The organism is Nocardiopsis yanglingensis (assembly GCF_045809185.1).
GTDB classification, from domain to species: Bacteria; Pseudomonadota; Gammaproteobacteria; order Xanthomonadales; family Xanthomonadaceae; genus Stenotrophomonas; species Stenotrophomonas yanglingensis.
Map to the genome: position 1 here is coordinate 1 of NZ_JBJNRH010000027.1, position 22,695 is coordinate 22,695.

General features: G+C 67.3%; 20 protein-coding genes and 1 tRNA gene. 8 read left to right on the top strand and 13 right to left on the bottom strand.

Annotated elements, in window-relative coordinates; genetic code table 11:
- Positions 1-13 precede the first annotated feature (13 nt).
- The gene (locus ACJ7C5_RS20695; protein WP_412704926.1) at positions 14-1,096 is read right to left on the bottom strand and encodes an ABC transporter ATP-binding protein; all 1,083 of its coding nucleotides are present in this window, start codon (positions 1,094-1,096) and stop codon (positions 14-16) included.
- Between the two features lie 352 nt (positions 1,097-1,448).
- On the opposite strand from ACJ7C5_RS20695, the gene zwf reads away from it, so the two are divergent.
- The 5 genes from zwf to eda all read left to right on the top strand — a co-directional run bounded on the left by zwf (position 1,449) and on the right by eda (position 7,485).
- Positions 1,449-2,885 (top strand): glucose-6-phosphate dehydrogenase, encoded by a 1,437-nt coding sequence (zwf, locus tag ACJ7C5_RS20700; RefSeq protein WP_412704927.1) that lies wholly within the window; start codon positions 1,449-1,451, stop codon positions 2,883-2,885.
- Positions 2,882-3,889, top strand: a complete 1,008-nt coding sequence (gene glk / locus ACJ7C5_RS20705) for a glucokinase (protein WP_049400948.1) — start codon at positions 2,882-2,884, stop codon at positions 3,887-3,889. The genes zwf and glk overlap by 4 nt, the downstream gene beginning before the upstream one ends.
- Positions 3,886-4,608, top strand: a complete 723-nt coding sequence (gene pgl / locus ACJ7C5_RS20710) for a 6-phosphogluconolactonase (RefSeq protein WP_088025648.1) — start codon at positions 3,886-3,888, stop codon at positions 4,606-4,608. Before glk ends, pgl begins: the two co-directional genes overlap by 4 nt.
- A 58-nt stretch (positions 4,609-4,666) precedes the next feature.
- Positions 4,667-6,583 carry a phosphogluconate dehydratase gene (edd, locus tag ACJ7C5_RS20715; RefSeq protein ID WP_412704928.1) on the top strand — a complete coding sequence of 639 codons (1,917 nt, stop codon included), beginning with the start codon at positions 4,667-4,669 and terminating at the stop codon, positions 6,581-6,583.
- Between the two features lie 242 nt (positions 6,584-6,825).
- Positions 6,826-7,485 (top strand): bifunctional 4-hydroxy-2-oxoglutarate aldolase/2-dehydro-3-deoxy-phosphogluconate aldolase, encoded by a 660-nt coding sequence (gene eda / locus ACJ7C5_RS20720; protein ID WP_049429315.1) that lies wholly within the window; start codon positions 6,826-6,828, stop codon positions 7,483-7,485.
- A 334-nt stretch (positions 7,486-7,819) separates the two neighbouring features.
- On the opposite strand, the gene ACJ7C5_RS20725 is transcribed toward eda, so the two are convergent.
- From ACJ7C5_RS20725 to ispG, 3 genes are all read right to left on the bottom strand, one after another.
- Positions 7,820-8,467: a response regulator gene (locus ACJ7C5_RS20725; protein WP_004153112.1), complete on the bottom strand. Its 648-nt coding sequence runs from the start codon at positions 8,465-8,467 to the stop codon at positions 7,820-7,822.
- A 200-nt stretch (positions 8,468-8,667) separates the two neighbouring features.
- Positions 8,668-9,417: a phosphatase PAP2 family protein gene (locus ACJ7C5_RS20730; protein ID WP_088025646.1), complete on the bottom strand. Its 750-nt coding sequence runs from the start codon at positions 9,415-9,417 to the stop codon at positions 8,668-8,670.
- Positions 9,398-10,663, bottom strand: coding sequence for a flavodoxin-dependent (E)-4-hydroxy-3-methylbut-2-enyl-diphosphate synthase (ispG, locus tag ACJ7C5_RS20735; RefSeq protein WP_088025645.1), 1,266 nt, complete (start codon positions 10,661-10,663; stop codon positions 9,398-9,400). Before ispG ends, ACJ7C5_RS20730 begins: the two co-directional genes overlap by 20 nt.
- Positions 10,664-10,777: 114 nt before the next feature.
- Between ispG and ACJ7C5_RS20740 the strand changes: the two genes are divergently transcribed.
- Positions 10,778-12,004 carry an ATP-binding protein gene (locus ACJ7C5_RS20740; RefSeq protein WP_094000016.1) on the top strand — a complete coding sequence of 409 codons (1,227 nt, stop codon included), beginning with the start codon at positions 10,778-10,780 and terminating at the stop codon, positions 12,002-12,004.
- The gene (locus tag ACJ7C5_RS20745; protein WP_012510702.1) at positions 12,001-12,570 is read left to right on the top strand and encodes a response regulator transcription factor; all 570 of its coding nucleotides are present in this window, start codon (positions 12,001-12,003) and stop codon (positions 12,568-12,570) included. Before ACJ7C5_RS20740 ends, ACJ7C5_RS20745 begins: the two co-directional genes overlap by 4 nt.
- Before the next feature lie 21 nt (positions 12,571-12,591).
- On the opposite strand, the gene ACJ7C5_RS20750 is transcribed toward ACJ7C5_RS20745, so the two are convergent.
- The 9 genes from ACJ7C5_RS20750 to pcnB form a co-directional block, all read right to left on the bottom strand.
- Positions 12,592-15,489 (bottom strand): type 2 lanthipeptide synthetase LanM family protein, encoded by a 2,898-nt coding sequence (locus ACJ7C5_RS20750; protein ID WP_412704929.1) that lies wholly within the window; start codon positions 15,487-15,489, stop codon positions 12,592-12,594.
- Positions 15,490-15,571: 82 nt separating this feature from the next.
- Complete coding sequence (locus tag ACJ7C5_RS20755) at positions 15,572-15,778, bottom strand: DUF6229 family protein (RefSeq protein ID WP_049423517.1); 207 nt, start codon at positions 15,776-15,778, stop codon at positions 15,572-15,574.
- Between the two features lie 316 nt (positions 15,779-16,094).
- Positions 16,095-17,609, bottom strand: a complete 1,515-nt coding sequence (pgi, locus tag ACJ7C5_RS20760) for a glucose-6-phosphate isomerase (RefSeq protein WP_412704930.1) — start codon at positions 17,607-17,609, stop codon at positions 16,095-16,097.
- Complete coding sequence (gene panD / locus ACJ7C5_RS20765) at positions 17,606-17,986, bottom strand: aspartate 1-decarboxylase (RefSeq protein WP_005409061.1); 381 nt, start codon at positions 17,984-17,986, stop codon at positions 17,606-17,608. The genes pgi and panD overlap by 4 nt, the downstream gene beginning before the upstream one ends.
- Before the next feature lie 87 nt (positions 17,987-18,073).
- Positions 18,074-18,571 (bottom strand): hypothetical protein, encoded by a 498-nt coding sequence (locus ACJ7C5_RS20770; RefSeq protein WP_412704931.1) that lies wholly within the window; start codon positions 18,569-18,571, stop codon positions 18,074-18,076.
- A 66-nt stretch (positions 18,572-18,637) separates the two neighbouring features.
- The gene (gene panC, locus ACJ7C5_RS20775) at positions 18,638-19,477 is read right to left on the bottom strand and encodes a pantoate--beta-alanine ligase (protein WP_412704932.1); all 840 of its coding nucleotides are present in this window, start codon (positions 19,475-19,477) and stop codon (positions 18,638-18,640) included.
- Complete coding sequence (panB, locus tag ACJ7C5_RS20780) at positions 19,474-20,289, bottom strand: 3-methyl-2-oxobutanoate hydroxymethyltransferase (RefSeq protein ID WP_412704933.1); 816 nt, start codon at positions 20,287-20,289, stop codon at positions 19,474-19,476. The genes panC and panB overlap by 4 nt, the downstream gene beginning before the upstream one ends.
- 34 nt (positions 20,290-20,323) lie before the next feature.
- On the bottom strand, positions 20,324-20,809 hold the full coding sequence (gene folK, locus ACJ7C5_RS20785) for a 2-amino-4-hydroxy-6-hydroxymethyldihydropteridine diphosphokinase (RefSeq protein ID WP_412704934.1): 486 nt from the start codon (positions 20,807-20,809) through the stop codon (positions 20,324-20,326).
- A gap of 3 nt (positions 20,810-20,812) precedes the next feature.
- Positions 20,813-22,198, bottom strand: coding sequence for a polynucleotide adenylyltransferase PcnB (gene pcnB, locus ACJ7C5_RS20790; RefSeq protein ID WP_176433046.1), 1,386 nt, complete (start codon positions 22,196-22,198; stop codon positions 20,813-20,815).
- A 46-nt stretch (positions 22,199-22,244) separates the two neighbouring features.
- Between pcnB and ACJ7C5_RS20795 the strand changes: the two genes are divergently transcribed.
- A tRNA-Glu gene (locus ACJ7C5_RS20795) sits at positions 22,245-22,319 on the top strand.
- The last annotated feature ends 376 nt before the right edge of the window (positions 22,320-22,695 follow it).

Sequence of the window (22,695 nt, forward strand, 5' to 3'; positions counted from 1 at the left end):
CCGGCACTACCCGTTACAGGCGCTCGCCGCTTTCCGGGTTGAAGAAGTGCAGTCCCTGCGGGTGGATCGCCACGCGGATCTGCTCGCCCACCGCCGGCAGCGACTGCGGCGCCACGCGCATGGTCAGCGCATGCTGGCCACTACTGAGGTTGACGAAGATCTCGTTACCGACCGGTTCAATACCTTCGATGCGCGCGGTGAATGCATGCGCATCATCCGCGGCCGCCGGCTGCAGGTGCTCGGGCCGCACGCCCACCGCGATCGGCTTCTGCAGCCATGCCGGATCGATCGTGGCCTGGCCCAGCGGTGCACGCCATTCGCCGTCGACCACGGTCACGCCACCGGCGTCGCCCTGCAGCGTGCCACGCAGCACGTTCATCGCCGGGCTGCCGAGGAAACCGGCCACGAACAGATTGGCGGGGCGGTCGTACAGCGCCATCGGCGTATCGATCTGCTGGATGACGCCGTCCTTCAGCACCACGATGCGCTGGCCCAGGGTCATCGCTTCAACCTGGTCGTGCGTCACGTAGATCATGGTGGTGCCCAGCTTGCGATGCAGCTGCGCGATCTCGGTACGCACGCTGTGGCGCAGCTTGGCATCCAGATTGGACAGCGGCTCGTCCAGCAGGAACACCGCCGGCTCGCGCACCAGCGCCCGGCCCAGCGCAACACGCTGGCGCTGGCCGCCGGACATCGCCTTGGGCAGCTTGTCCATCATCTCGGTCAGGCCCAGCGTCTGTGCGGCCTCGGCGATGCGCTTGTCGATGGTCGCCTTGTCATGGCCGCGCAGCTTCAGGCCGAAGGCCAGGTTCTCGGCCACGGTCATATGCGGGTACAGCGCGTAGCTTTGGAACACCATGGCGATGTCGCGATCCTTCGGCGCCACATCGTTGACCACGCGATCACCAATGGTCAGCGTGCCGCCGCTGATCTCTTCCAGGCCGGCCACCATCCGCAGCAGGGTCGACTTGCCACAGCCGGACGGACCGACCAGCACCATCAGCTCGCCATCGGCGACCTCGAAGCTGGCGTCCTTCACCGCGACCTGGCCGTTGTCATAGACCTTGCGCACACCCTGCAACTGCACTTTTGCCATATCACCTATCCGGTCCGCCCGAAGCCGGGCTGTCTTTTGGGACTGCCTCGGCCCTCCCGATGGCAGTGATGATTGCGCGCCTGCCGCATGACGGCGAGCACTGCAATCGAATACAGTTGCCCATTCTGCCATGTAAACGTTTTCACGTGGCACTATCCGATGATCGGTGCGCACCGATCTGCGTCGGCGGTTGAACGAAGGTTCCGCCGAGGTAGTGGTTTCGAATGGAACGGTCTTCCAGTACCCCGGAGTCCGCCCCCGACGAACCTCGGACAGGCAGTTGCGCGGATGTCCCCCGAACCCAGCCATGAAGCGATTGACAACGATGTCACCCGGATCTGAAACTCGAGCGATGCACGACACCCTCTTCCTGTTCGGTGCCACAGGTGATCTGGCCCAGCGCTACCTGTTCCCTTCGCTGCTTCGCCTGCTTGGCGACGGCCTGCTGCCGGAGGACTTCCGCATCCGTGCGCTGGCGTTGTCAGGGCATGACACCGAAGCCTTCCATGACATCCTGCGGCCGCGCCTGCAGCAGGCCATGCCGATGGCCACGCAGGACGACATCAGCGCCCTGCTGCGCCGCATCGACTACCGTTCGGTGGACCTGCGCGACGTCGACTCGGTTGCCGCCGCGGTCTCCGACCTGGTGGACCGCAAGTGCGTCAGCTACCTGGCCATCCCGCCGGGCCTGTACATCTCCACCTGCGAAGGCCTGGCCAAGGGCGGCGCGCTCGCCGCACCGGCACGCCTGATGCTGGAGAAGCCGATCGGCAGCGACAGCGAGAGCGCCGAGGAAATCATCAGCACCATCGGCCAGTGGATCGACGAGGACCGCGTGTTCCGTCTCGATCACTACCTGGGCAAGGCGGCGGTGCAGAACCTGATCGCGCTGCGCTTCGGCAACACGCTGCTGGAAGCGGTGTGGAACCGCAACTACATCGAGTCGGTGCACATCCTGGTGGCCGAGAGTGAAGGCGTGGACGGCCGCGACGCCTACTACGCCCGCTCCGGCGCACTGCGCGACATGGTGCAGAGCCACATCCTGCAGCTGCTGTGCATGGTGGCGATGGAACCGCCGGCCTCGCTGGAAGCCGACCGCATCCGCGACGAGAAGGTCAAGGTGCTGCGCGCCCTGCGTCCGCTTGATGCCAAGCACGCCGCGCGTGACAGCATCCGCGGCCGCTACACCGCCGGCACCATCAACGGCCAGCCGGCCCAGGCCTACCAGCCGCCGGAAGGCAGCGACGTGGAAACCTTCGCCGGTGTCACCGCACATATCGACAACTGGCGCTGGAGCGGCGTGCCGTTCCACCTGGTCACCGGCAAGCGTCTGCCCGAGCGCACCACCCGCGTGGTGGTCACGCTGAAGCCGGTCACCCACTGGCTGTTCGAGCGCCCGCAGCGCGCGCAGGCCGCACCGAACCGCCTGGTGTTCCAGCTGCAGCCGCAGGAAAACATCGAGCTGGGCCTGATGAGCAGCCTGGCCGGCCCGGAATGGGGCGCGCTGGAACTGCATCCGCTGGAACTGGAACTGTCGGTGCCGACCGGCCTGCACCGCCGCATCGCCTACGAACGCCTGTTCCTGGATGCGTTCAATGGCAACCACACCCTGTTCGTGCGCGATGACGAAGTGCGTGCAGCGTGGGCCTGGATCGACAGCGTGGCCGACGCCTGGAAGGACGCCAAGCTGCCGCTGGAGCCCTACCCGGCCGGCCAATGGGGCCCGAGCAATGCGGGCGAGTTCCTGCCGCAGGGCGTCGACGCGCCGGATAGCGGAGCCTCGGCATGAGTGCCAGCTCGCAGCCGGTGCTGGTCGCCGACATCGGTGGCACCAACGCCCGCTTCGCCCTGGCTGACACTTCGCAGGACGCACCACTGCAGAAGGACAGCATCCGCGAGTACGCAGTGGCCGAGTTCCCGTCGCTGGGTGATGCCGCGCGCCACCATCTGGAACAGATCGGCGCCACGGCAAGCCGCGGCGTGTTCGCGGTGGCCGGTCGCGTGGATGGTGACGAAGCACGCATCACCAACCATCCGTGGGTGATCTCGCGCAGCCGCACCGCAGCGATGCTAGGTTTCAACGAACTGCACCTGATCAACGACTTCGCCGCACAGGCGATGGCGATTTCACTGCTGCAGCCCGATGACGTGGTCCAGGTCGGCGGTGCCGCCTGGGTCCCGGGCAAGCCGGGCCAGCCGCGCAACTACGCGGTGATCGGTCCGGGTACGGGCCTGGGTGTCGGCGGCCTGATCCTGCGCCACGGGCGCTGCTACCCGCTGGAAACCGAAGGCGGCCATGTCAGCTTCCCGCCGGGAACGCCGGAGGAGATCCGCATCCTGGAAATCCTGTCCGAACAGTTCGGCCGCGTCTCCAACGAGCGCCTGATCTGCGGCCCTGGCCTGGTCAACATCCATCGCGCGGTGTGCGAGATGGCCGGTATCGACCCCGGCCAGCTGCAGCCGGTGGACGTGACCGCCCGCGCCCTGCACGGTGACCCGCAGGCGATGCGCACCGTCGACGTGTTCTGTGCCGTGTTCGGCGCCATCGCCGGTGACCTGGTGCTGACCCAGGGTGCCTGGGACGGCGTGTTCCTGACCGGCGGCCTGACCCCGAAGATGCTCGATTCGCTGCAGCACTCCGGGTTCCGCCAGCGCTTCGAACACAAGGGGCGGTTCTCTTCGATCATGGCGCGGGTTCCCTCGTTGGCCGTGATGCACCCCCACGCCGGATTGCTGGGCGCCGCCGCCTATGCCGCCGACGCCGAACGTGACGCACCTGGAGTTGCCGCATGAGCCCCACCTTCCACGACGACCGCATCGAGTTCATCAACCACGGCGATGCCGATGGCTGGATCGAGGCGGTGGCCGCCGAGATGGCGCAGACCCTCAACCACGACATCAACGAAGTGGGCCGCGCCCGCATCCTGCTGTCCGGCGGCACCACGCCGGCCCCGGTCTACCAGGCGCTGGCCGAGTTGGACGTGCACTGGGACCGGGTGGAAGTGAGCCTGGCCGACGAGCGCTGGCTGTCGCCGCAGGATCGCGACAGCAATGCCTGGCTGGTGCGCGAACACTTGCTCAAGCGCGCCGAAGGTGCGCATTTCGATCCGCTGGTACGCGTCGGCAAGCCGCTGCCGGAATGCGTTTACACCGCCAACCTGCAGGCCCAGCACAGCCAGCCGCCGAGCCTGGTGGCACTGGGCATGGGCAACGACGGCCACACCGCCTCGCTGTTCCCGGGCTCGAAGGACCTGGCCCGCGCACTGGAAAGCACCCTGCCCTACGCGGCACTGGATGCCACCGGCTGCCCGGGCGCGAACCAGTGGCCGCTGCGCATCACCCTGACCCCGCATGGCCTGCGCCAGTGCCGCCAGCGCCTGCTGCTACTGCGTGGCAAGCAGAAGCTGCAGGTGCTGCGCCAGGCGCTGGACAGCAACGATGCCCAGCAGTACCCGATCCTCAATGCGATCAACCTGGAAGGCGCGCGCCTGCGCGTCCACTGGGCTGATTGATGTTGGCGGCGGCGCTCTGCCGCCGCTTGCCTCTCGCCACCACGAACGCCGGTAGCCAATGAGCCTCCATCCGCAACTGCAAGCCATCACCGAACGTGTCATCCGCCGCAGCGCCGCCTCGCGCGCCGCCTATCTGGCCGCGATCGACGCCGCACTGCGCGATGGCCCGTTCCGCAGCCGCCTGAGCTGCGGCAACCTCGCCCACGGTTTCGCCGCCTGCGGTGGCACTGACAAGAGCCGCCTGCGCGGTGGCGTGACGCCGAACCTCGGCATCATCACCGCCTACAACGACATGCTGTCGGCGCACCAGCCGTTCGAGACCTATCCCGAGCAGATCCGCGAGATCGCCCGTGAGCTGGGCGCAACCGCACAGGTGGCCGGCGCGGTACCGGCGATGTGTGACGGCGTCACCCAGGGCCGCGGCGGCATGGAGCTGTCGCTGTTCTCGCGCGATGTGATCGCGCAGGCGACCGCCATCGGCCTCAGCCACGACATGTTCGACACCACCATCCATCTCGGTGTGTGCGACAAGATCGTGCCCGGCCTGCTGATCGGTGCGCTGGCCTTCGGCCACCTGCCGGCGGTGTTCGTGCCGGCCGGCCCGATGACGCCGGGCATTCCGAACAAGCAGAAGGCCGAAGTGCGCGAGCGCTACGCCGCCGGCGAGGCCACCCGCGAGGAACTGCTGGAAGCGGAATCTGCCTCTTACCACGGTGCGGGCACCTGCACCTTCTACGGCACCGCCAACTCCAACCAGGTGCTGCTGGAAGCGATGGGCGTGCAGCTGCCGGGCGCCTCGTTCGTCAACCCGGACACGCCGCTGCGCGACGCACTGACCCGCGAAGCCACTGAACGCGCGCTGGACATCACCGCACTGGGCGACGATTTCCGTCCGCTCGGCCGGATCATCGACGAGCGCGCGATCATCAATGCGGTCATTGCGCTGATGGCGACCGGCGGCTCGACCAACCACACCATCCACTGGATCGCGGTGGCACGCGCGGCTGGCATCGTGCTGACCTGGGACGACTTCGACGAGCTGTCGCAGCTGATTCCGCTGCTGGCCCGCGTCTACCCGAACGGCGAAGCCGATGTAAACCGCTTCGCCGCAGCAGGCGGCCCGGCCTTCGTGTTCGGCGAACTGATCAAGGCCGGCCTGATGCACGGCGACCTGGTCAGCGTGGCGCGCGGCGGCATGGCCGACTATGCGCGCGAACCGCAGCTGCGCGACGGCAAGCTGGTCTACCTGCCGGGCCTGGAACGCAGCGCCGACGAAGAGGTGGTGCGTGGCGTCGACAATCCATTCGAACTTCAGGGGGGCCTGCGCCTGTTGCGCGGCAACCTTGGCAAGTCACTGATCAAGCTGTCGGCGGTGAAGCCGCAGTACCGCACGATCGAAGCACCGGCCGTAGTGGTGGATGCACCACAGGTGTTGAACAAGCTGCATGCCGGTGGCCTGCTGCCCGAGCATTTCGTGGCGGTGGTGCGTTACCAGGGCCCGCGAGCGAACGGCATGCCGGAACTGCATTCGCTGGCGCCGCTGCTGGGTCTGCTGCAGAACCAGGGCCGGCGCGTGGCGCTGGTCACCGACGGCCGCCTGTCCGGCGCCTCGGGCAAGATTCCGGCGGCGATCCATGTGACGCCGGAAGCCGCACGTGGTGGTCCGCTGGGCAAGGTGCGCGAAGGCGACATGATCCGCCTTGATGGCGAGGCCGGCACGCTGGAAGTGCTGGTGGATGCGGCCGAATGGGCTGCGCGTCCACTGGCACCGAACACGGCGCCTGCCGCGCATGACCTGGGCCGCAACCTGTTCGCGATCAACCGTCGCGTGGTGGGGCCGGCCGACCAGGGTGCGATTTCGATTTCGTGCGGGCCGGCGGCGGCAGATGGCGGGCCGTGGGACTACGACGCGGAGTATGAGCTGGGGCACGATGCCGCGGCGGCGGCGGCGCCGCATGAGGCGAAGGACGCCTGAGGGTTGAAGAGCGTTGCAGGTTCTATGTGGCGGTGAGTTTCCTGGTTGAGGGCGCGGGTAGCCCCAGCCGGGACACGCCGTAAACCCTTCCATGGGGGCTCGGTCGCGGCATCCATGCCGCTCACGGTCCCGACTGGGGCTACCCGCGCCCACCAGACACACTGCGGCGCATCGTCGCCGCGCCGGGGTAAGTGATCACTGAAAAGCACAACAAGAGCGAAAGCAAAGGCAGAAGCAAAGCTATGGGTATCGAACAACATCAGGTGAAGGCGGCGGAGCTGTTGCATGCGGCGGGCATCCTGCCGGTGGTGACGATTCATACGCTGGACCAGGCGCGTGCGGTCAGTGCGGCGCTGCTGGAAGGTGGTTTGCCGGCGATCGAGCTGACGCTGCGCACGCCGGTGGCGATGGAAGCGCTGGCAATGCTCAAGCGTGAGCTGCCGGATGTGGTGGTGGGTGCCGGTACGGTGCTGACCGTGGAGCAGATGCAACAGTCGATCGATGCGGGTGCGGATTTCCTGGTGACCCCGGGTACGCCGCCGGCGCTGGCCGATGCGCTGGCCGCCGCCCCGCTGCCCGTGGTGCCGGGCGCGGCCACGCCGACCGAGCTGCTGTCGCTGTATGCGCGGGGCTTCCGTGTGTGCAAGCTGTTCCCGGCCACGGCCGTGGGTGGGCTGGCGATGATCAAGGGCCTGGCCGGCCCGGTGGCGGACCTGAAGCTGTGCCCGACCGGTGGTATCACCGAAAACACCGCCGCCGAATACCTCGAGCAGAAGAACGTGGTCTGCATCGGCGGTTCGTGGATGGTGCCGGGCAACTGGATCGCCGACGGCGAATGGGACAAGGTTCGCGCCAGCGCCGCCGACGCCGCCAAGATCATCAAGCGCGTGCGCGGTCACTGAGCCCGACAAAGGCGTAGAGCCGAGCCCACGCTCGGCTCCGGCATCATCAGGGGTCAGAGCCCTTTCCCACCGGGAAAGGGATCCGACCCCGGGCGACGAGCGCGCAAAGCGCGCGACCCGCTCCTGCTCTTCCTTCTTCATTCCGCGGTGGACGCGCACGGAACCTGTCCGTGGCCGGGCGGATGGGTTGTGCAGGGGCGTGAGCCGCATGGATGCGGCGACCGAGCTTACATGGACGTACTTGCAGCGTCCCCTGCACAGCCCATCCGCCTGGCCAACCACCACAATCCAACCGCACTACCACCGCGAGGGGTTCAGCCGTTGGCCGAAACCCTCACAACGGCCGTGCCGGATCCACCAGCCCGTACTGGCTGGCCATGCGCGCCAGCGCGATGTTGTCGTGGATCCCCATCTTCTCGAACAGCCGCGCCTTGTGCGTGTTCACCGTCTTCGCACTCAGGCTCAGCCGTCGCGCGATGTCTTCCTGGCGCAGGCCCTGGGTCAGCAGCAACGCCACCTCCAGCTCGCGCGGCGACAGGCTGTCGAACGGCGAACCGTTGCCTTCCACCGTCGACAGCGCCAGATTCTGCGCGATGCTGGTGCCCAGGTAACGACGGCCACCGGCCACGTCACGCACCGCGCGCAACAGCTCCTGCGCATCGCAGCCCTTGCCGATGTAACCGGCGGCGCCAGCCTCGAGCAGCCGCTTCGGCAGCGGGCCATCTTCCAGCACCGACACGATCACCACGCGGGTATTGCGGTGGCTGCGCACGATGCGCTCGGTCACTTCCATGCCACTCACACCCGGCAGGTGCAGGTCACACAGCACCACATCCGGCAGCAGCTGACGGACTTCACGCAGCGCGTCTTCGCCGGTCTCGGCTTCGCCCACCACTTCGATGTCGGTTTCCCCCGACAGAATCATCTTCATCCCGGTGCGGACCAGCGCGTGGTCATCCACCAGGTAGACTCGAATCGTCATTCACGTACCTCTTCGAATGCGGCCATTGCAGGTCAAGCTAGGCAGGGTGCCGATACCCTGCAAGCGCGTCTGGAATGCGGCGGCGGCGATCTGCCTTGCGCATCACAGTACGGCGCGTTGTGCTTGCCCCCTGTCTTGCAGAACCTGCTGCAACGAAACAACTGATCTATCACGTAGACGTCCCTCAAGGGCCATCCACGTCAAACCCCCTGTGATGATGCTTCGCTGGCCTTCGCTGGCGGCGAGCCGTGACGTCGCCATGGGTGCCGGCGACTGAACATGACCAGATAGCACCCTACCACCCAAACCAGCGCGGCACACCATCCGGCCAGGATATCGGAGGGGTAATGCACCCCCAGGTAGACCCGGGACACGCTGACCAGCAGGCTGAATGCCGGTGCCAGCAGCAGCACCGGCCAGCGCCAGCGGGTGTTCCAGGCCAGCAGTACCAGGGTCACCGCCAGGGTCATCGAGCCCATCGCATGGCCGCTGGGGAAGCTGAACGTCGATTCCGGCGCGATCGATTCCCACAGGCTCGGCCGCTGGCGCTGGAAGAAGTGCTTGCTGCCCATGTTCAGCAGCGCCGAGCCGACGAAGCTGACCGCCACGAAGGTGGCCTCACGCCAACGCCGGTAGCCCAGCAGCACGCCGATGATCAGCACGTCGGCCGGGATCAGGAACCACTCGTAGCCCAGTTTCGAGATGAGCACGAAGAAGCGGTCCAGCCACGGCGAATGCAGGCCATGCATCTGCCACAGCAGCGGTGCGTCGAAATGGAACGATTCAAACTCGTGCACTTCGTCCGCCAGGGCGACAAAGCCTGCCAGCGGCAGCAGCACGCCACCGAACAGCAGCACCAGACGCCAGGCATTGCGCGCCATCCAGTGGCGGAAACCGGAGGCGGACTCCGGCGCAGCGAGGATCGCGGGCTTATCCGGCGCTTCGGACATATTTGTGTTCGACGTAATCGTCGATCAGGGCGACGAATTCCTGGGCGATGTTGTCGCCACGCAGGGTCACCTTCTTCTCGCCATCGACGAATACCGGCGCTGCAGGCGTTTCACCCGTGCCCGGCAGCGAGATGCCGATGTTGGCATGGCGTGACTCACCCGGCCCGTTGACGATGCAGCCCATCACCGCCAGGGTCATGTTCTCTGCACCCGGGTGGTGGATCTTCCACAGCGGCATCTTCTCGCGCACGTGGTTCTGCACCACCTTGGCCAGTTCCTGGAAGAACTCGGAGGTGGTGCGGCCGCAGCCCGGGCAGGCCGTGACCAGCGGCGTGAAGGCACGCTGGCCGGTGGTCTGCAGCAGTTCCTGGGCGACGATCACTTCCTGCGTACGCGACTGGCCCGGTTCCGGGGTCAGCGAGATGCGGATGGTGTCACCGATGCCTTCCTGCAGCAGCACGCTCAGCGCCGCGGACGAGGCGACGATGCCCTTGCTGCCGATACCGGCCTCGGTCAGGCCCAGGTGCAGGGCGAAGTCCGAGCGCTGGGCCAGGTCGCGGTACACCGCGATCAGCTCCTGCACGCCACTGACCTTGGCCGACAGCACGATGCGGTCGCGCGGCAGGCCGAGCTCCACCGCCTGCTCGGCCGAATCCAGCGCCGAGCGGATCAGCGCCTCGCGCAGCACGCGGCCGGCATCCCAGGGCTGTTCGCGATGGTTGTTCTCGTCCATCAGCTTCGCCGCCAGGGCCTGGTCCAGCGAGCCCCAGTTGGCGCCGATGCGCACCGGCTTGTTGTAGCGGATCGCGAACTCGATCAACTGGGCGAACTGCAGGTCCTTCTTCTTGCCGAAGCCGACGTTGCCCGGGTTGATGCGGTACTTGGCCAGCGCTTCGGCACACGCCGGCTCGGCGGTCAGCAGCTGGTGGCCGTTGTAATGGAAGTCACCGATCAGCGGCACGTCGATGCCCATCATCGCCAGCTTGTCGACGATGCGCGGGATCGCCGCAGCGGCTTCAACGGTGTTGACGGTCAACCGCACCATTTCCGAACCCGCACGCCACAGCTCGGCCACCTGCTTCACGCTGGAGGCCACGTCGGACGTGTCAGTGTTGGTCATCGACTGCACCACCACCGGCTTGCCTCCACCTACGGTGACCCCGCCGATCTGTACGGCATGGGTCTGGCGGCGGGGCCAGGAGGTGGCATCGGAGGGAGGAGTCGGGCGGGTGACGGCGTCGTGCATGGGCGCATTCTACCGCCCGCCCCCGCATTCCGGGTGACTCGCATTCAGCCGGCGGCACGGCTGCGGCCGATTGTCGCAGGCATGTGCACGCGTGAACGCATACGATGAGCGTGAATGACCGGTCCCGACGCCCCGTTTCTCCGTACCCTGTGCAGCCTGCGCTGGCTTGCCGTAGGTGGCCAGGCCGCCACCATCCTGGTCGCCACCTGGGTGCTGGGCCTGCCATTGCCGCAGCTGCCGCTGTGGGCCGGCGTCGCCGTGCTGACCCTGTTCAACATCTACACCCAGCTGCGCCCGGAGGCAGCCGACACCGCGCCACTGACCGCGTTCGGCCACATCCTGGTGGACGTGATCATCCTGACCTGGATGGTGGGCTGGAGCGGCGGCATGGCCAACCCGTTCAGTTCGCTGTTCCTGATCCTGATCGCGCTCGCCGCGTTCGCCCTGCCCCTGCGCTGGGCACTGGCGGTCGCGCTGGCCTGCCTGCTCGGCTACGCCGCCAGCGGCATCTTCGGCCAGTCGCTGCCGGATGGCTATTTCCGTGCGCAGGACCTCAACCGCTGGGGCGTGGTCGCCAATTTCCTGATTTCCGCGGCGGTCGTGCTGACCTTCTCCACCCGCCTGGCACTGGCGCTGCGCCAGCGCGAACTGGAACTGTCGGCCCTGCGCGAACGCTTCGCCCGCAACGAGGGCATCGTCGCCCTGGCCACCCATGCCGCCTCGGTGGCGCATGAACTGAATACGCCGCTGGCGACCATGACCCTGCTCGCCGATGACGTCGCCGAGCGCAGCGAAGAGCCGGAAGTGCGCGAGGACATGGAAACCCTGCGCGAGCTGCTGGTGCAGTGCCGCGAGCGCGTGCTGGCGCTGGCTGCTCCGGCCTCGGCCGACGCACCGGGTCGCAGCCACTCCAGCGCCCAGCAGGTGCTGGAGCAATGGCGCCTGGTGCGGCCGACCATCGACCTGCACCGCAACGACGATGCGCCGCTGCGGCTGCCACTCGACCCGGGCGTGGGCCATCTGCTGATGGTCCTGCTCAACAATGCCGCCGATGCCGGCGAACAGGCCGGCCGGCCGCGCGTGGACCTGGACCTGCGTATCGAAGGCGACGATCTGATCGGCGAAGTCCGCGACTACGGCCACGGCTTCGACGCACGTGCCGCGGTGCTGCCGGGCAAGCTGTTCGGCAGCAGCAAAAGCGAGGGCATGGGCGTCGGCCTGGCCCTGTCCCATGCCACCATCGAACGCCTCGACGGCGAGATGTGGATGCGCCCGGCCCAGGGGGCCGGCAGCCGCGTCGGCTTCCGCCTGCCGCTGGCCCCACGCGAGGACACCCCATGAGCCTTCACCACTCCACCCTCGGCCTGCTGGTCGACGATGACGAACTGTACCTGCGCACGCTGCAGCGCAGCCTGGCCCGCAAGGGGCTGGAAACCCAGACCGCACAGGATGCCGCCAGCGCGCTTGCGCTGGCCCGCCAGCACCCGCCGGCGTTCGCGCTGATTGATCTGAAGCTGGGCAGCGATTCCGGCCTGGCCCTGATCCAGCCATTGCGCGCCCTGCGCGCGGACATGCGGATCCTGCTGGTGACCGGCTACGCCAGCATCGCCACCGCCGTGGAGGCGATCAAGCTGGGCGCGGATGACTACCTGCCGAAGCCGGCCACGGTGCCGATGATCCTGCGCGCACTCGGCGAGGAAGACGATGGTCCGGCCGACGATGGCGAGATGGAAGTGCCCGACGCGATGACGCCGATCAGCCGCCTGCAGTGGGAACACATCCAGCAGGCGATGCACGAGACCGGCGGCAATGTGTCAGCGGCCGCGCGCCTGCTGGGCATGCACCGGCGTTCGCTGCAGCGCAAGCTGGCAAAGCGGCCAAGCCCGGAACGCGATCCCAGCCGCTGATCGCTACCGGACCCGTCCGGCTCAGACCTCGGCCAGCGCCGGTCGGTCCTGCGCGGCACTGGAACGCGATGCCGGGGCATCGACCCGCGCCGCCGCCGTCTCCTGCAGCAACGGCGACGGCAGCGCGCAGGCCGGATGCATGCGCAGGAAGCCATAGATCGCACCTGCCAGGCCGATCATCAGGCCCGGAGTAAAGGCCGCGCGGGTCAGTCCGCCGACCATGCCCTGGTGCTCCTCGATCGAAGAAACGATCTCGATGGCGGCCTCATCCTGCGGATAGGGACACCCCTCCGGATCCAGCGCAGCCGCAAGAACCAGCAGCTCCCGGGTGGACACATCGCCGTGGCACAGGGTGTGGCTGAACCCCCATTTGCCGCGCGCGTCGGCCACAGCCCGCCGCATGTCACGCAACTGCGCGGGATCGCCGGTGCGGGCATACAGATCCGCGGCCGCCAGACCGATGCCGACACTGCCATGGCACCAGGTCGGGAAGTTCTTCTGCCCATCCTGCAGGTGGATGTCACGCCAGTGCCCGGTATGCGGTTCGAACAGCGCCGCCTGGAACGCAAACGCTCCTTCGGCCAACTGCCGCCAGGCGGCCCGCTCGGGCACGCTGCCGGCATCCGAACGCGCCAGCCGTGCCAGCGCCCAGCCCATGCCCATCGCGCCGTGGCCAAAGCCACCGATCGGCTCGCGGAACTGTGGCGTCGGCCAGCGTGCGCCGTCGGCATCGACGATCGCCGCTTCCTGCATGCGGCGCCCGGCCGCAGCCGCCAACTCCAGCCAGCGCGTTCTGCCAGTGGCCCCGGCCAGCGCCAGCAGCGGCAGGATCATGCCGGACACGCCATCAATCAGTTCGAATTTCACCGGCCCCTGGAAACCGCGACGTTCCACTCCTTCCGCACAGCGCTCGGCCAACGCAAGCAGTGCGGGGCGCTGCAGCAGATCATGCAATGCCAGCAGGGTCCAGATCTGCGAGCCCGTGCCGACGAAACCACCATCGATCCCGGCGGGATGGCGCTCGCACATGGTCTGGAACACCGCAATGGCGCCTTCGATGGCCGGATCCAGCCCAGCCACCGGATCGGCGCGGCCCTGCTCCACTTCCCGGCGGTAGGCCGCCAGCGCGAACGCAATGCCTCCCAGCCCGAAATACAGGTCGGGCTGCACCGGCTGGACGGTCCATCCTGTGCGGGTCACCTCGGGCGTGATCCACGTCATCGAACCATCTTCACCGTGCACGGCCAGACGCAGAAGATTCTCCACCGCGCGTGCCGCAAGCGTTCGTCGGCGCAGGTCCAGATCGTCCGCGCGAGGCTGCTGCGCGGCGTAGCTGTAGCCGGACCGAGCCTCGGCGCGGGCCAGCGCGTGCTGGTTCAGGTCGGTGGCCACCAACGTGCTGCGGATGGTCACGTCTTCGAGGTCGATGCGCATCGCACGCCAGTTGTCGGCGATGGAGCGGATGCGGGTCGCGTCCAGCTGCGAAGTGAAGATCGGAATGTCACCGTGGCGCAGGTCGTCCACTTCTCCACGTACGGTTTCCAGGTCCGATGGCGCAGCCGGTGACACCGCCGCATTGCGCACCAGCAGATCGATCGCGCGTTCAACCGCCTGGGCTTCCTTGTGCAGCGAGGCTGGATGCCAGAGCATCCGCCCGAGCTCGGCGTAGGCCATTGTCGGCCGCCGCACATCCCGCACCTGGCAGCCTTCGAAAGCCGCCAGGAGTTGCATCAGTTCGCCCTTCGCATCGAGCGCGCGCAGGCGTCCACTGGCGTCGATGAAGCCCTCGCTGATGTGGTCCCAGTACAACGAAACGTCCGGCTGTGGACTGGGGTGGTTCTGTGCGATGGCGACTTCGGCCTCGACCATGCCCAGCCGGGCCGGCCCCGTCCCATCCTCGACAATCACCGGCACCTGTACCCGCGGCTGCTCGCCCGGCAATGCGCCGGCGGCCGACAGGTCCACACCTTCCATGCCGAGGCCGGTGGTGCGGAACGGTACAATGCCGGTGCGCAGTACGGAATTGCGCATCAGCTTGATGGCCGTGTCGTAGGCGTCACCCAGGCCCGACGGCTCGACGTCGATCACCTGCGAGAACACACTTTCTGCATCGATCACGACCGGCACCGGCCCGACAGCGATCAGGTTCTCCAGATGGATGTCGGTACCACCGACCAGGCGCAGGATCGCCAGCCAATGGCCAAGACCGCGGTAGTAGGCACGCAGTTCTTCGTCATCGGCGCAATGACGGTGCGCGGCAAACGCGGCCCAGCCATGGCTGCCGCGATCAACCACACGCGGCACCCGCACCCGATCCGGGCCCTCGCCGAAGACCGCAGCGAGCAGGCCATCGAGCGCCGCATCGATGCGCAGCGAGCGCGGCTTGTACATCAGCACGCCGCCGTCGAACTGCAGCCGTGCCACGGTCCGGCCGCCGCCGTGCAGGTCACCCCGTCCCAGCGCGATCGCACGCAGCGCTCCTGCCGGAGCGTCGAGCAGGTCCGTCAGCAGCGCACGATCACTGCCGATGCGCGCGGCCAGCTCCACCACGGCCGCGCATTGTCCTTCGAGCATGCGCGACAGCCGCGGCAACAGTACCGGATAGCGTCGCTGCAGATGTTCATGGAACCCCTCGCTGGTGGCGAGGGTTACGAATTCGTCCAGCGCACCGGCGCTGTCAAGCGGGCCGATGTCACCGCCGCGCGCAGCCGCATGCAGTTCCAGCAACAGCACACGATTGAGCTTGAGCTGGGCATGCTCACTCAGCGCCGCGTCGCCCTGCACGTGCAGCAGTTCGCGCTCACCGGGCTGCAGCGCAATGGCAGGGTCATGCAGGCCGGCCGCCAACGCGGCACGCGCATGGGCAAGGAAATGTTCGGTGATGCGCGCAAACGCGGCCGCAGCCGGAGAAGCGGTCATTACGCCCCCTGCAAGGTATCGGGAAGTCTGTTCCAGTTGCCGGCACGCAGCCGCAAGGCGCTGCGTGCCGGCTCGGGCTACATCAGCAACACAGGCAGTGATTGACCACGGACATCGTGGTGGTGCACTCGGTGCCACCACCGGTGATCAGGGTGTCGGAGGCCGAGGTGAGTGCGGACTCGGTAGCCGCAGCGCCATAGATGAACAGCGAACCCGCAGGGTTGGCGCACCCATCCACATCGTCCGAGCCATTGAGCCAGCCGGACACAACATCGTCATTCAGATCCATTCGCAATCTCCTGTCATTCACAACATGAGGCGTTGAGGACATGGATCGATTCCACGTCCCTTCGGATACGGCCAGTCCCTGGCATCAACATCATGCTGCGAGCGATACTGGATGACAGGTACAGCCGCCCGTGCACACTGCATTGGCACGCGATGCACAGTCAAGCTGCGCTGCGGCAGGCACGCGGATGCGCTGCATGCGCAGCACGGAAACGACACGGAATGAGTGGCCGCGCGGACATTCATGCGCGACCGGATCGAAGGCAAGCGGAGAGACATGGGGTGGCCGGCCGGCGCCGGCACATCCGCAGGCCGGGTCAGCTCTTCAGCTGCGCCAGGATCTCACGGGTCATCGGATCGGCAATCGCCACATCCTCACCCTGCAGCGCCGGCAACAGGCCACTGGCCAGCTGCTTGCCCAGCTCGACACCAAACTGGTCGAACGCGTTGATGTTCCAGATCACCGACTGCACGTACACGGCGTGTTCGTACATGGCGATCAGCGCACCCAGCGCCTGCGGGGTCAGCGCGTCGAGCAGGATCAGCGTGCTCGGGCGGCCGCCCGGGTAATCACGGTGCGGGTCGTTGCTGCTCTGGCCATTGGCCAGTGCTTCAGTCTGCGCCAGCAGATTGGCCAGCAGGGCCTGATGATTGATCGTGTAGGGATCGTCGTTGTGCACGCAGCCGATGAAATCTGCCGGAACGATGCTGGTGCCCTGGTGCAGTGCCTGGAAGAAGCTGTGCTGCACATCGGTGCCCGCGCCGCCCCACCACACCGGCACGGTGTCGGTGGTGACCGGCTGGCCGTCGCGCTGCACGCGCTTGCCCAGGCTTTCCATCACCAGCTGCTGCAGGTAGGCCGGCAGCAGTGCAAGGCGCTGGTCGTAGGTCATCACCGCGTGCGTGGCATGGCCCAGCAGGTTGCGGTTCCAGATGTCGGTCAGGCCGTGCAGCACCGGCAGGTTGCGCTCCAGCGGAGCATCCAACGCATGCGCATCCATCTGCGCCGCGCCTTCCAGCAACTGTTCAAAGCCCTCGAAGCCGATCGCCAGCGCGATCGGGAAACCGACCGCCGACCACAGCGAGTAACGGCCACCGACCCAGTCCCACATCGGCAGCACGCGATCGGCAGCGATCGCGAAGGCCTTGGCGGCACGCTCCGGATTGGCACTGACTGCATACAGGCGTTCGCTGCCACCCAGCCAGTCGTGCAGGATCTGGCCGTTGAGCAGCGTTTCCTGGGTGCCGAAGGTCTTGGAGATGAGGATGCCGGCGGTCTTCGCCGGATCCAGCGTGGCCAGCGTACGCTGCATGGCCGCGCCGTCCACGTTCGAGACGAAATGCACGCGCAGGCGCGCGCCGGTGACCGGGCGCAGCGCGTCGGCGACCAGGCGCGGGCCAAGGTCGGAACCACCGATACCGACACTGACCACATCGGTCACGCCACTGTCTTCCAGCGCGCGCACCAACGCGCCCATGCGCTGGCGGATCTCGCGCGCGGTGGCATAGGCTTCGGCTGCCACCGGCGCATCGACCACATCGCCACGCAGCGCGGTGTGCAGCGCGGCGCGACCTTCGGTCAGGTTGACCTGCTCGCCGCGGAACAGGCGGGTGATGGCGCCACCGACATCACGCTCGGCAGCCAGCGCCAGCAACGCCTGCAGCGCCGCAGCATCGTATTTCTGCCGCGCGAAGTTGACGTACAACGGACCGACCCGCAGCGCCAGATCCTGCACTCGGCCGGGTTCGGCGGCGAGCAGGCTGGGAATGCTTGCGCCCTTCAGGCGCTGGGCGTGGGAATGCAGCGAGTCGAATCCGTTGTTCGTTGTCATGCGGCCTGGGTCGGGATCGTGTCGTTGGTGTGGGTGATCTGGTTCTTGCCATCAACGTACACCAGCTTCGGCTTGAAGCTGTCAGCTTCCTGCTCGGTCATGCTGGCGAACGCGGCGATGATGATGATGTCACCGACCTGCACGTGGCGCGCGGCGCCACCGTTGAGCGAGACAACGCCGCTGCCGGCTTCGGCGCGGATGGCGTAGGTCGAGAAGCGCGCACCGTTGGTCACGTCCCAGATGTGCACCTGCTCGAACTCGCGGATGCCGGTGGCAGCGAGCAGGTTGTCATCGATGGCGATCGAGCCTTCGTAGTTCAGCTCGGAATGGGTGACGGTGGCGCGGTGGATCTTGGTCTTGAGCAGGGACAGGTGCATGGGGGCGCTGCAACGGCAAAGGAAAGAGCGGATTCTAGCACCCGCTTGGCCATCGTCAGGGGGCTGCGGCAGGACGCTGAAGGCTGTTCAGGCGCCCTCCCCCGGCGGCGGCGCCGCGGCATGCCCGGAACTGCCCTGCAGCGACAGCCGGAACACCGTATGGAAGGCCAGCCCGGCGACCAGGCCGAAGCCACCCGCAGCCAGCACCTGCAAGGCATAGCTGATCACGTCGAAGGTGTCGACATAGCGCAGGCGCTGCAGCAGCGGACCATTGTCCGCGCCCGGCCAGGCGCAGGTGGCCATGGCCAGCGCGCCCAGCCCGAAGCCCACCAATACGAATCCGGCCCGGCGCAGGCGCTGCTGAGACTGCAGGATCAGCGCCATCGGCAGCAACACCGCAATGGCATTGCACACGGCCAGCACGAACATCAGCCCACCACCTGTGAGCGCGGGCATCGGCGTACGCCTGAATTCAAGCGCGAACAACAGGCCGCCAAACAGCTGGGCCGGCAGCATGCCTGCCGCCAACACCGCCAGGATAGAGGCCTGGGCAAGACGGCCGGTATCAGTGCTGGGGGTTTTCATTTCCGGTCTCCGGTCCGTGGGAAGTCGAGAGGCGCCCGTTGCGGGCGCCCCGTAGCCGCATGCGGCTCAGAACTCCAGGTTGTCGATCAGGCGCGTGGTGCCCAGGCGGGCGGCGATCAGCGCCACGCGGCCACCGCCGTCGAAGGTCGGCTCCGCCAGCTCCGGGGTCCGCAGCACCGCATAGTCGACCTGGAAACCGGCCGCCTGCAATGCCGCCGTGGCGTCGGCCTCGATGCGGTCACGTGCCTGCCCGGCGACATAGCCTTCGCGCATGCCCAGCAGGGTGCGGTGGAGGGTGGTCGCGAGCGGGCGCTGTTCGGCGCTCAGGTACTGGTTGCGCGAGCTCTTGGCCAGGCCGTCCTCGTCGCGCACGATGTCCGCGCCGACGATCTGGATCGGGAACGACAGCTCGGCCACCATCTGCTTGATCACGGCCAGTTGCTGATAGTCCTTGCGGCCGAACACGGCCACGTCCGGCTGTACCTGCAGGAACAGGCGTGCGACCACGGTGCAGACGCCGTCGAAGTGACCCGGGCGGCTGGCGCCTTCCAGCACTTCACTGACGCCGGGCGCGTGCATCTGCGTGGTCTTGTCCACGCCCAGCGGATACATCGCCTCGACGCTGGGCAGCCACACCGCATCGCAGCCGACCTGCTCCAGCCCGGCCACGTCGGCCTCGGGCGTGCGCGGGTAGCGGCTGAAGTCCTCGTTCGGCCCGAACTGGGTCGGGTTGACGAAGATGCTCGCCACCACTTTGTCGGCGTACTGCCGCGCCAGGGTCACCAGCGAATGATGGCCGCCATGCAGGTTGCCCATGGTCGGCACCAATGCCACGCGCAGGCCTTCGCGTTTCCACTGGCCGATCTGCTCGCGCAGTGCGCCGAGCTCGTTGAAGGTCTGGATCATTGGGCGTAGGCGTGCTGTTCGTCAGGGAAGCTGCCGTCGCGCACGGCGTCGGCATAGGCGCGGGTGGCACCGGCCACCGAACCGCCTTCGGCAAGGAAATCCTTGACGAACTTCGGGCGGCGATGACCGCTGTCCAGGCCGAGGAAATCATGCAGCACCAGCACCTGGCCATCGCACTGCGGGCCGGCACCGATGCCGATGGTCGGCACGTCCACCGCCGCCGTGACCTCGGCAGCGACCGGGGTCGGCACGCATTCGAGCACCATGATGCTGGCACCTGCGGCGACCACGGCCCTGGCATCTTCCACCAGCTGGCGCGCGGCATCGCCTCGGCCCTGGATCTTGAAGCCGCCCAGGCGCAGCACCGACTGCGGGGTCAGGCCCAGATGCGCGCAGACCGGGATCTCGCGCTCGACCAGATAGCGGATGATGTCGACCTTGAAGCCGGCACCTTCGATCTTGACCATCTCGGCACCGGCCTGCAGCAGCTGCAGCGATGCATCCAGCGCGCGTTCCGGGGTGGCATCGGCACCGAACGGCAGGTCGGCCACCAGCAGCGCACGCTGCAGCACGCGGGCCACGGCGCGGGTGTGGTAGACCATGTCGGCCACGGTCACCGGCAAGGTCGAATCATGGCCCTGCACGACCATGCCCAGCGAATCGCCGATGAGGATCAGGTCAACGCCGTTTGCGTCGAAAGTGCGGGCAAAGCCGGCGTCGTAGGCGGTCAACATGACCAGCTTCTGGCCATTGCGCTTGGCCTCGGCCAGGGCGGGAACGGTCCAGGGCTTGCTGTCTGCGTGGGTGCTCATGTGCTGATAACCGGGGGAGATAACCCGGGCATTATCACCCTATCGGCGCAATCCCGCAGGCATCCACCCGCATCACTGCATCCCGCACGCGGCCATGGCCGGGAATGGCCAGATCCGGCGCGATTTCGGCCAACGGCACCAACACGAAGGCACGCTCGTGCAGATGAGGATGCGGCACTTGCAGACCGGGCTGGTCGAGCACCTGCGCGCCATACAGCAGCAGGTCCAGGTCCAGCGCGCGCGGGCCCCAGTGCACCGCCGGGTCGCGTACGCGACCAAAGCGCTGCTCCAGCGCCAGCATCGCCTGCAGCAGCGTGTCGGGCGGCAGTGTGGTGTCGACCGCAGCCACCGCGTTGACGAAAGGCGGCTGGTCTTCATTGCCCCAGGCCGGCGTGGCGTACAGCCGCGAGGCCTGGTGCAGGCGAGTACCGGGAAGCTCGTCGAGCGCGGCAATCGCCGCGCCGACGGTGGCGGCCGCGTCGCCAAGGTTGGCGCCGAGGCCGATCCAGGCAAGGGTCATCGTTTACTCGCCAGCCGCACCGGCCGGCGCGCCCGGACGACGGCGGCGACGGCGCCGCTTGCGCGGTGCCCCGCTCTCGTCATCACCCTCTTCGCTGTGCATCACGTCCAGCGACGATTCCAGCTCGCGGCCGGACTGCGCCTGTGCCTCGCGCCAGAACTCGACATCGGCGGCGTGCTCGGACGAGGCCACCTGGCGCAGGCTGAGGAAGTCGAACGCAGCGCGGAAACGCGGATGGGTCAGGGTACGGAACACGCGCTTGCGCTGGCGCGAGCCGAAACGTGACTGCAGCAGCCAGATCTCCTGCATCGGCAGTGAGAAGCGGCGCGGCAGCGCGATGGTGCTCAGCTGCTGCACCGTGACGCGATCGGCGGCACGGCGCTGCGCCTCTTCCGGTGCCACGCCCTGCTTGAGCAGGGTTGCCTGGGCGCGGCAGAACGCCGGCCACAGCAGCAGCGCGAACAGGAACGCGGGCGAGACCGGTTCGTCGTTGGCCACGCGCGCATCGGTGTTGGCCAGGCCCTCCACCAGCATGCGGCGCAGCGCGCCGGTGCGGTTGGATTTCAGCGCCTTGGCGCTTTCCGGGAACAGCACGTCGAGCAGGCCGTAGCGCTCAAGGCCTTCGAAGCTGGCCACGCCGTGCCCGGACAGGAACAGCTTGAGCACTTCCTCGAACAGGCGTGCCGGCGCGGCTTCGTTGAGCAGGCCAGCCAGCTGCGGGATCGGCGCGGCGGTGCCCTCTTCGATCTGGAAGCCGAGCTTGGCCGCCAGGCGCACCGCACGCAGCATGCGCACCGGGTCTTCGCGATAGCGCTGCTCGGGGTCGCCGATCAGTTTCATCAGGCGCGCCTGGACGTCTTCGAAGCCGCCGGTGTAATCACGCACCGAGAAGTCCTCGATGGCGTAGTACAGGGCGTTGCAGGTGAAGTCGCGGCGGATGGCGTCGTCTTCGATGGTGCCGTACACGTTGTCGCGCACGAGCATGCCGTTTTCCATCTCGCGGTCGCCGCTGCCGTCATCGCTGTTGGCACGGAAGGTGGCGACTTCGATGATCTCGCGGCCGAACACGACGTGGGCGAGGCGGAACCGACGGCCGATCAGGCGGCAGTTGCGGAACAGCTGCTTGACCTGTTCGGGCGTGGCATCGGTGGCCACGTCGAAATCCTTGGGTTGGCCATTGACCAGCAGATCGCGCACCGCGCCGCCGACAAGGTAGGCGCCGAAGCCGGCATCGCGCAGGCGATAAAGCACGCGCAGGGCGTTCGGGCTGATGTCCTTGCGGGAGATCGTGTGCTGGTCGCGCGGGATGACGCGCAGGCTGAACGGTGATGTAGCAGGGGAAATGATGTTGGCGCTTCCGGTTGAAGTTTCGGGATTGCCCAATGGCATCGAGGTGCATATACTAGCGCTCCTGCCTCGGCAGCGACACAGTTACGCTCCCTTCGTCTAGTGGTTAGGACGTGGCCCTCTCAAGGCTAAAACAGGGGTTCGAGTCCCCTAGGGAGCGCCAGTCGCCGCAGCAGGAACCGAAAAAGCCCGCCTCGTGCGGGCTTTTCTGTTTTCCGGGGTTTGCATTGGCATCGGTCGGCCTGGTCGCAGTAGCGCCTCCCTGTCCCTGCGCGGGAGGGGGCGGGTCACCCTTGCCTGGACACGCAAAAGCCCATCCATGGTGCTCGATGGCGCCATCCATGGCGCCAACTGATCTGGCCCCCCGTCAGCGGACGCCAAGAAGCGATACTTTGATCGCACTTGGAGGTCCCTTATGTCCCGTATCACCCGTCGTAGCTACACCGATGAGTTCAAGCACCAAGCCGTGGAGTTGGCCGAGTCGCTCGGACCTGCCGCAGCGGCCCGTCAGCTGGAGATGTCGGTCAAGACGCTGGCAA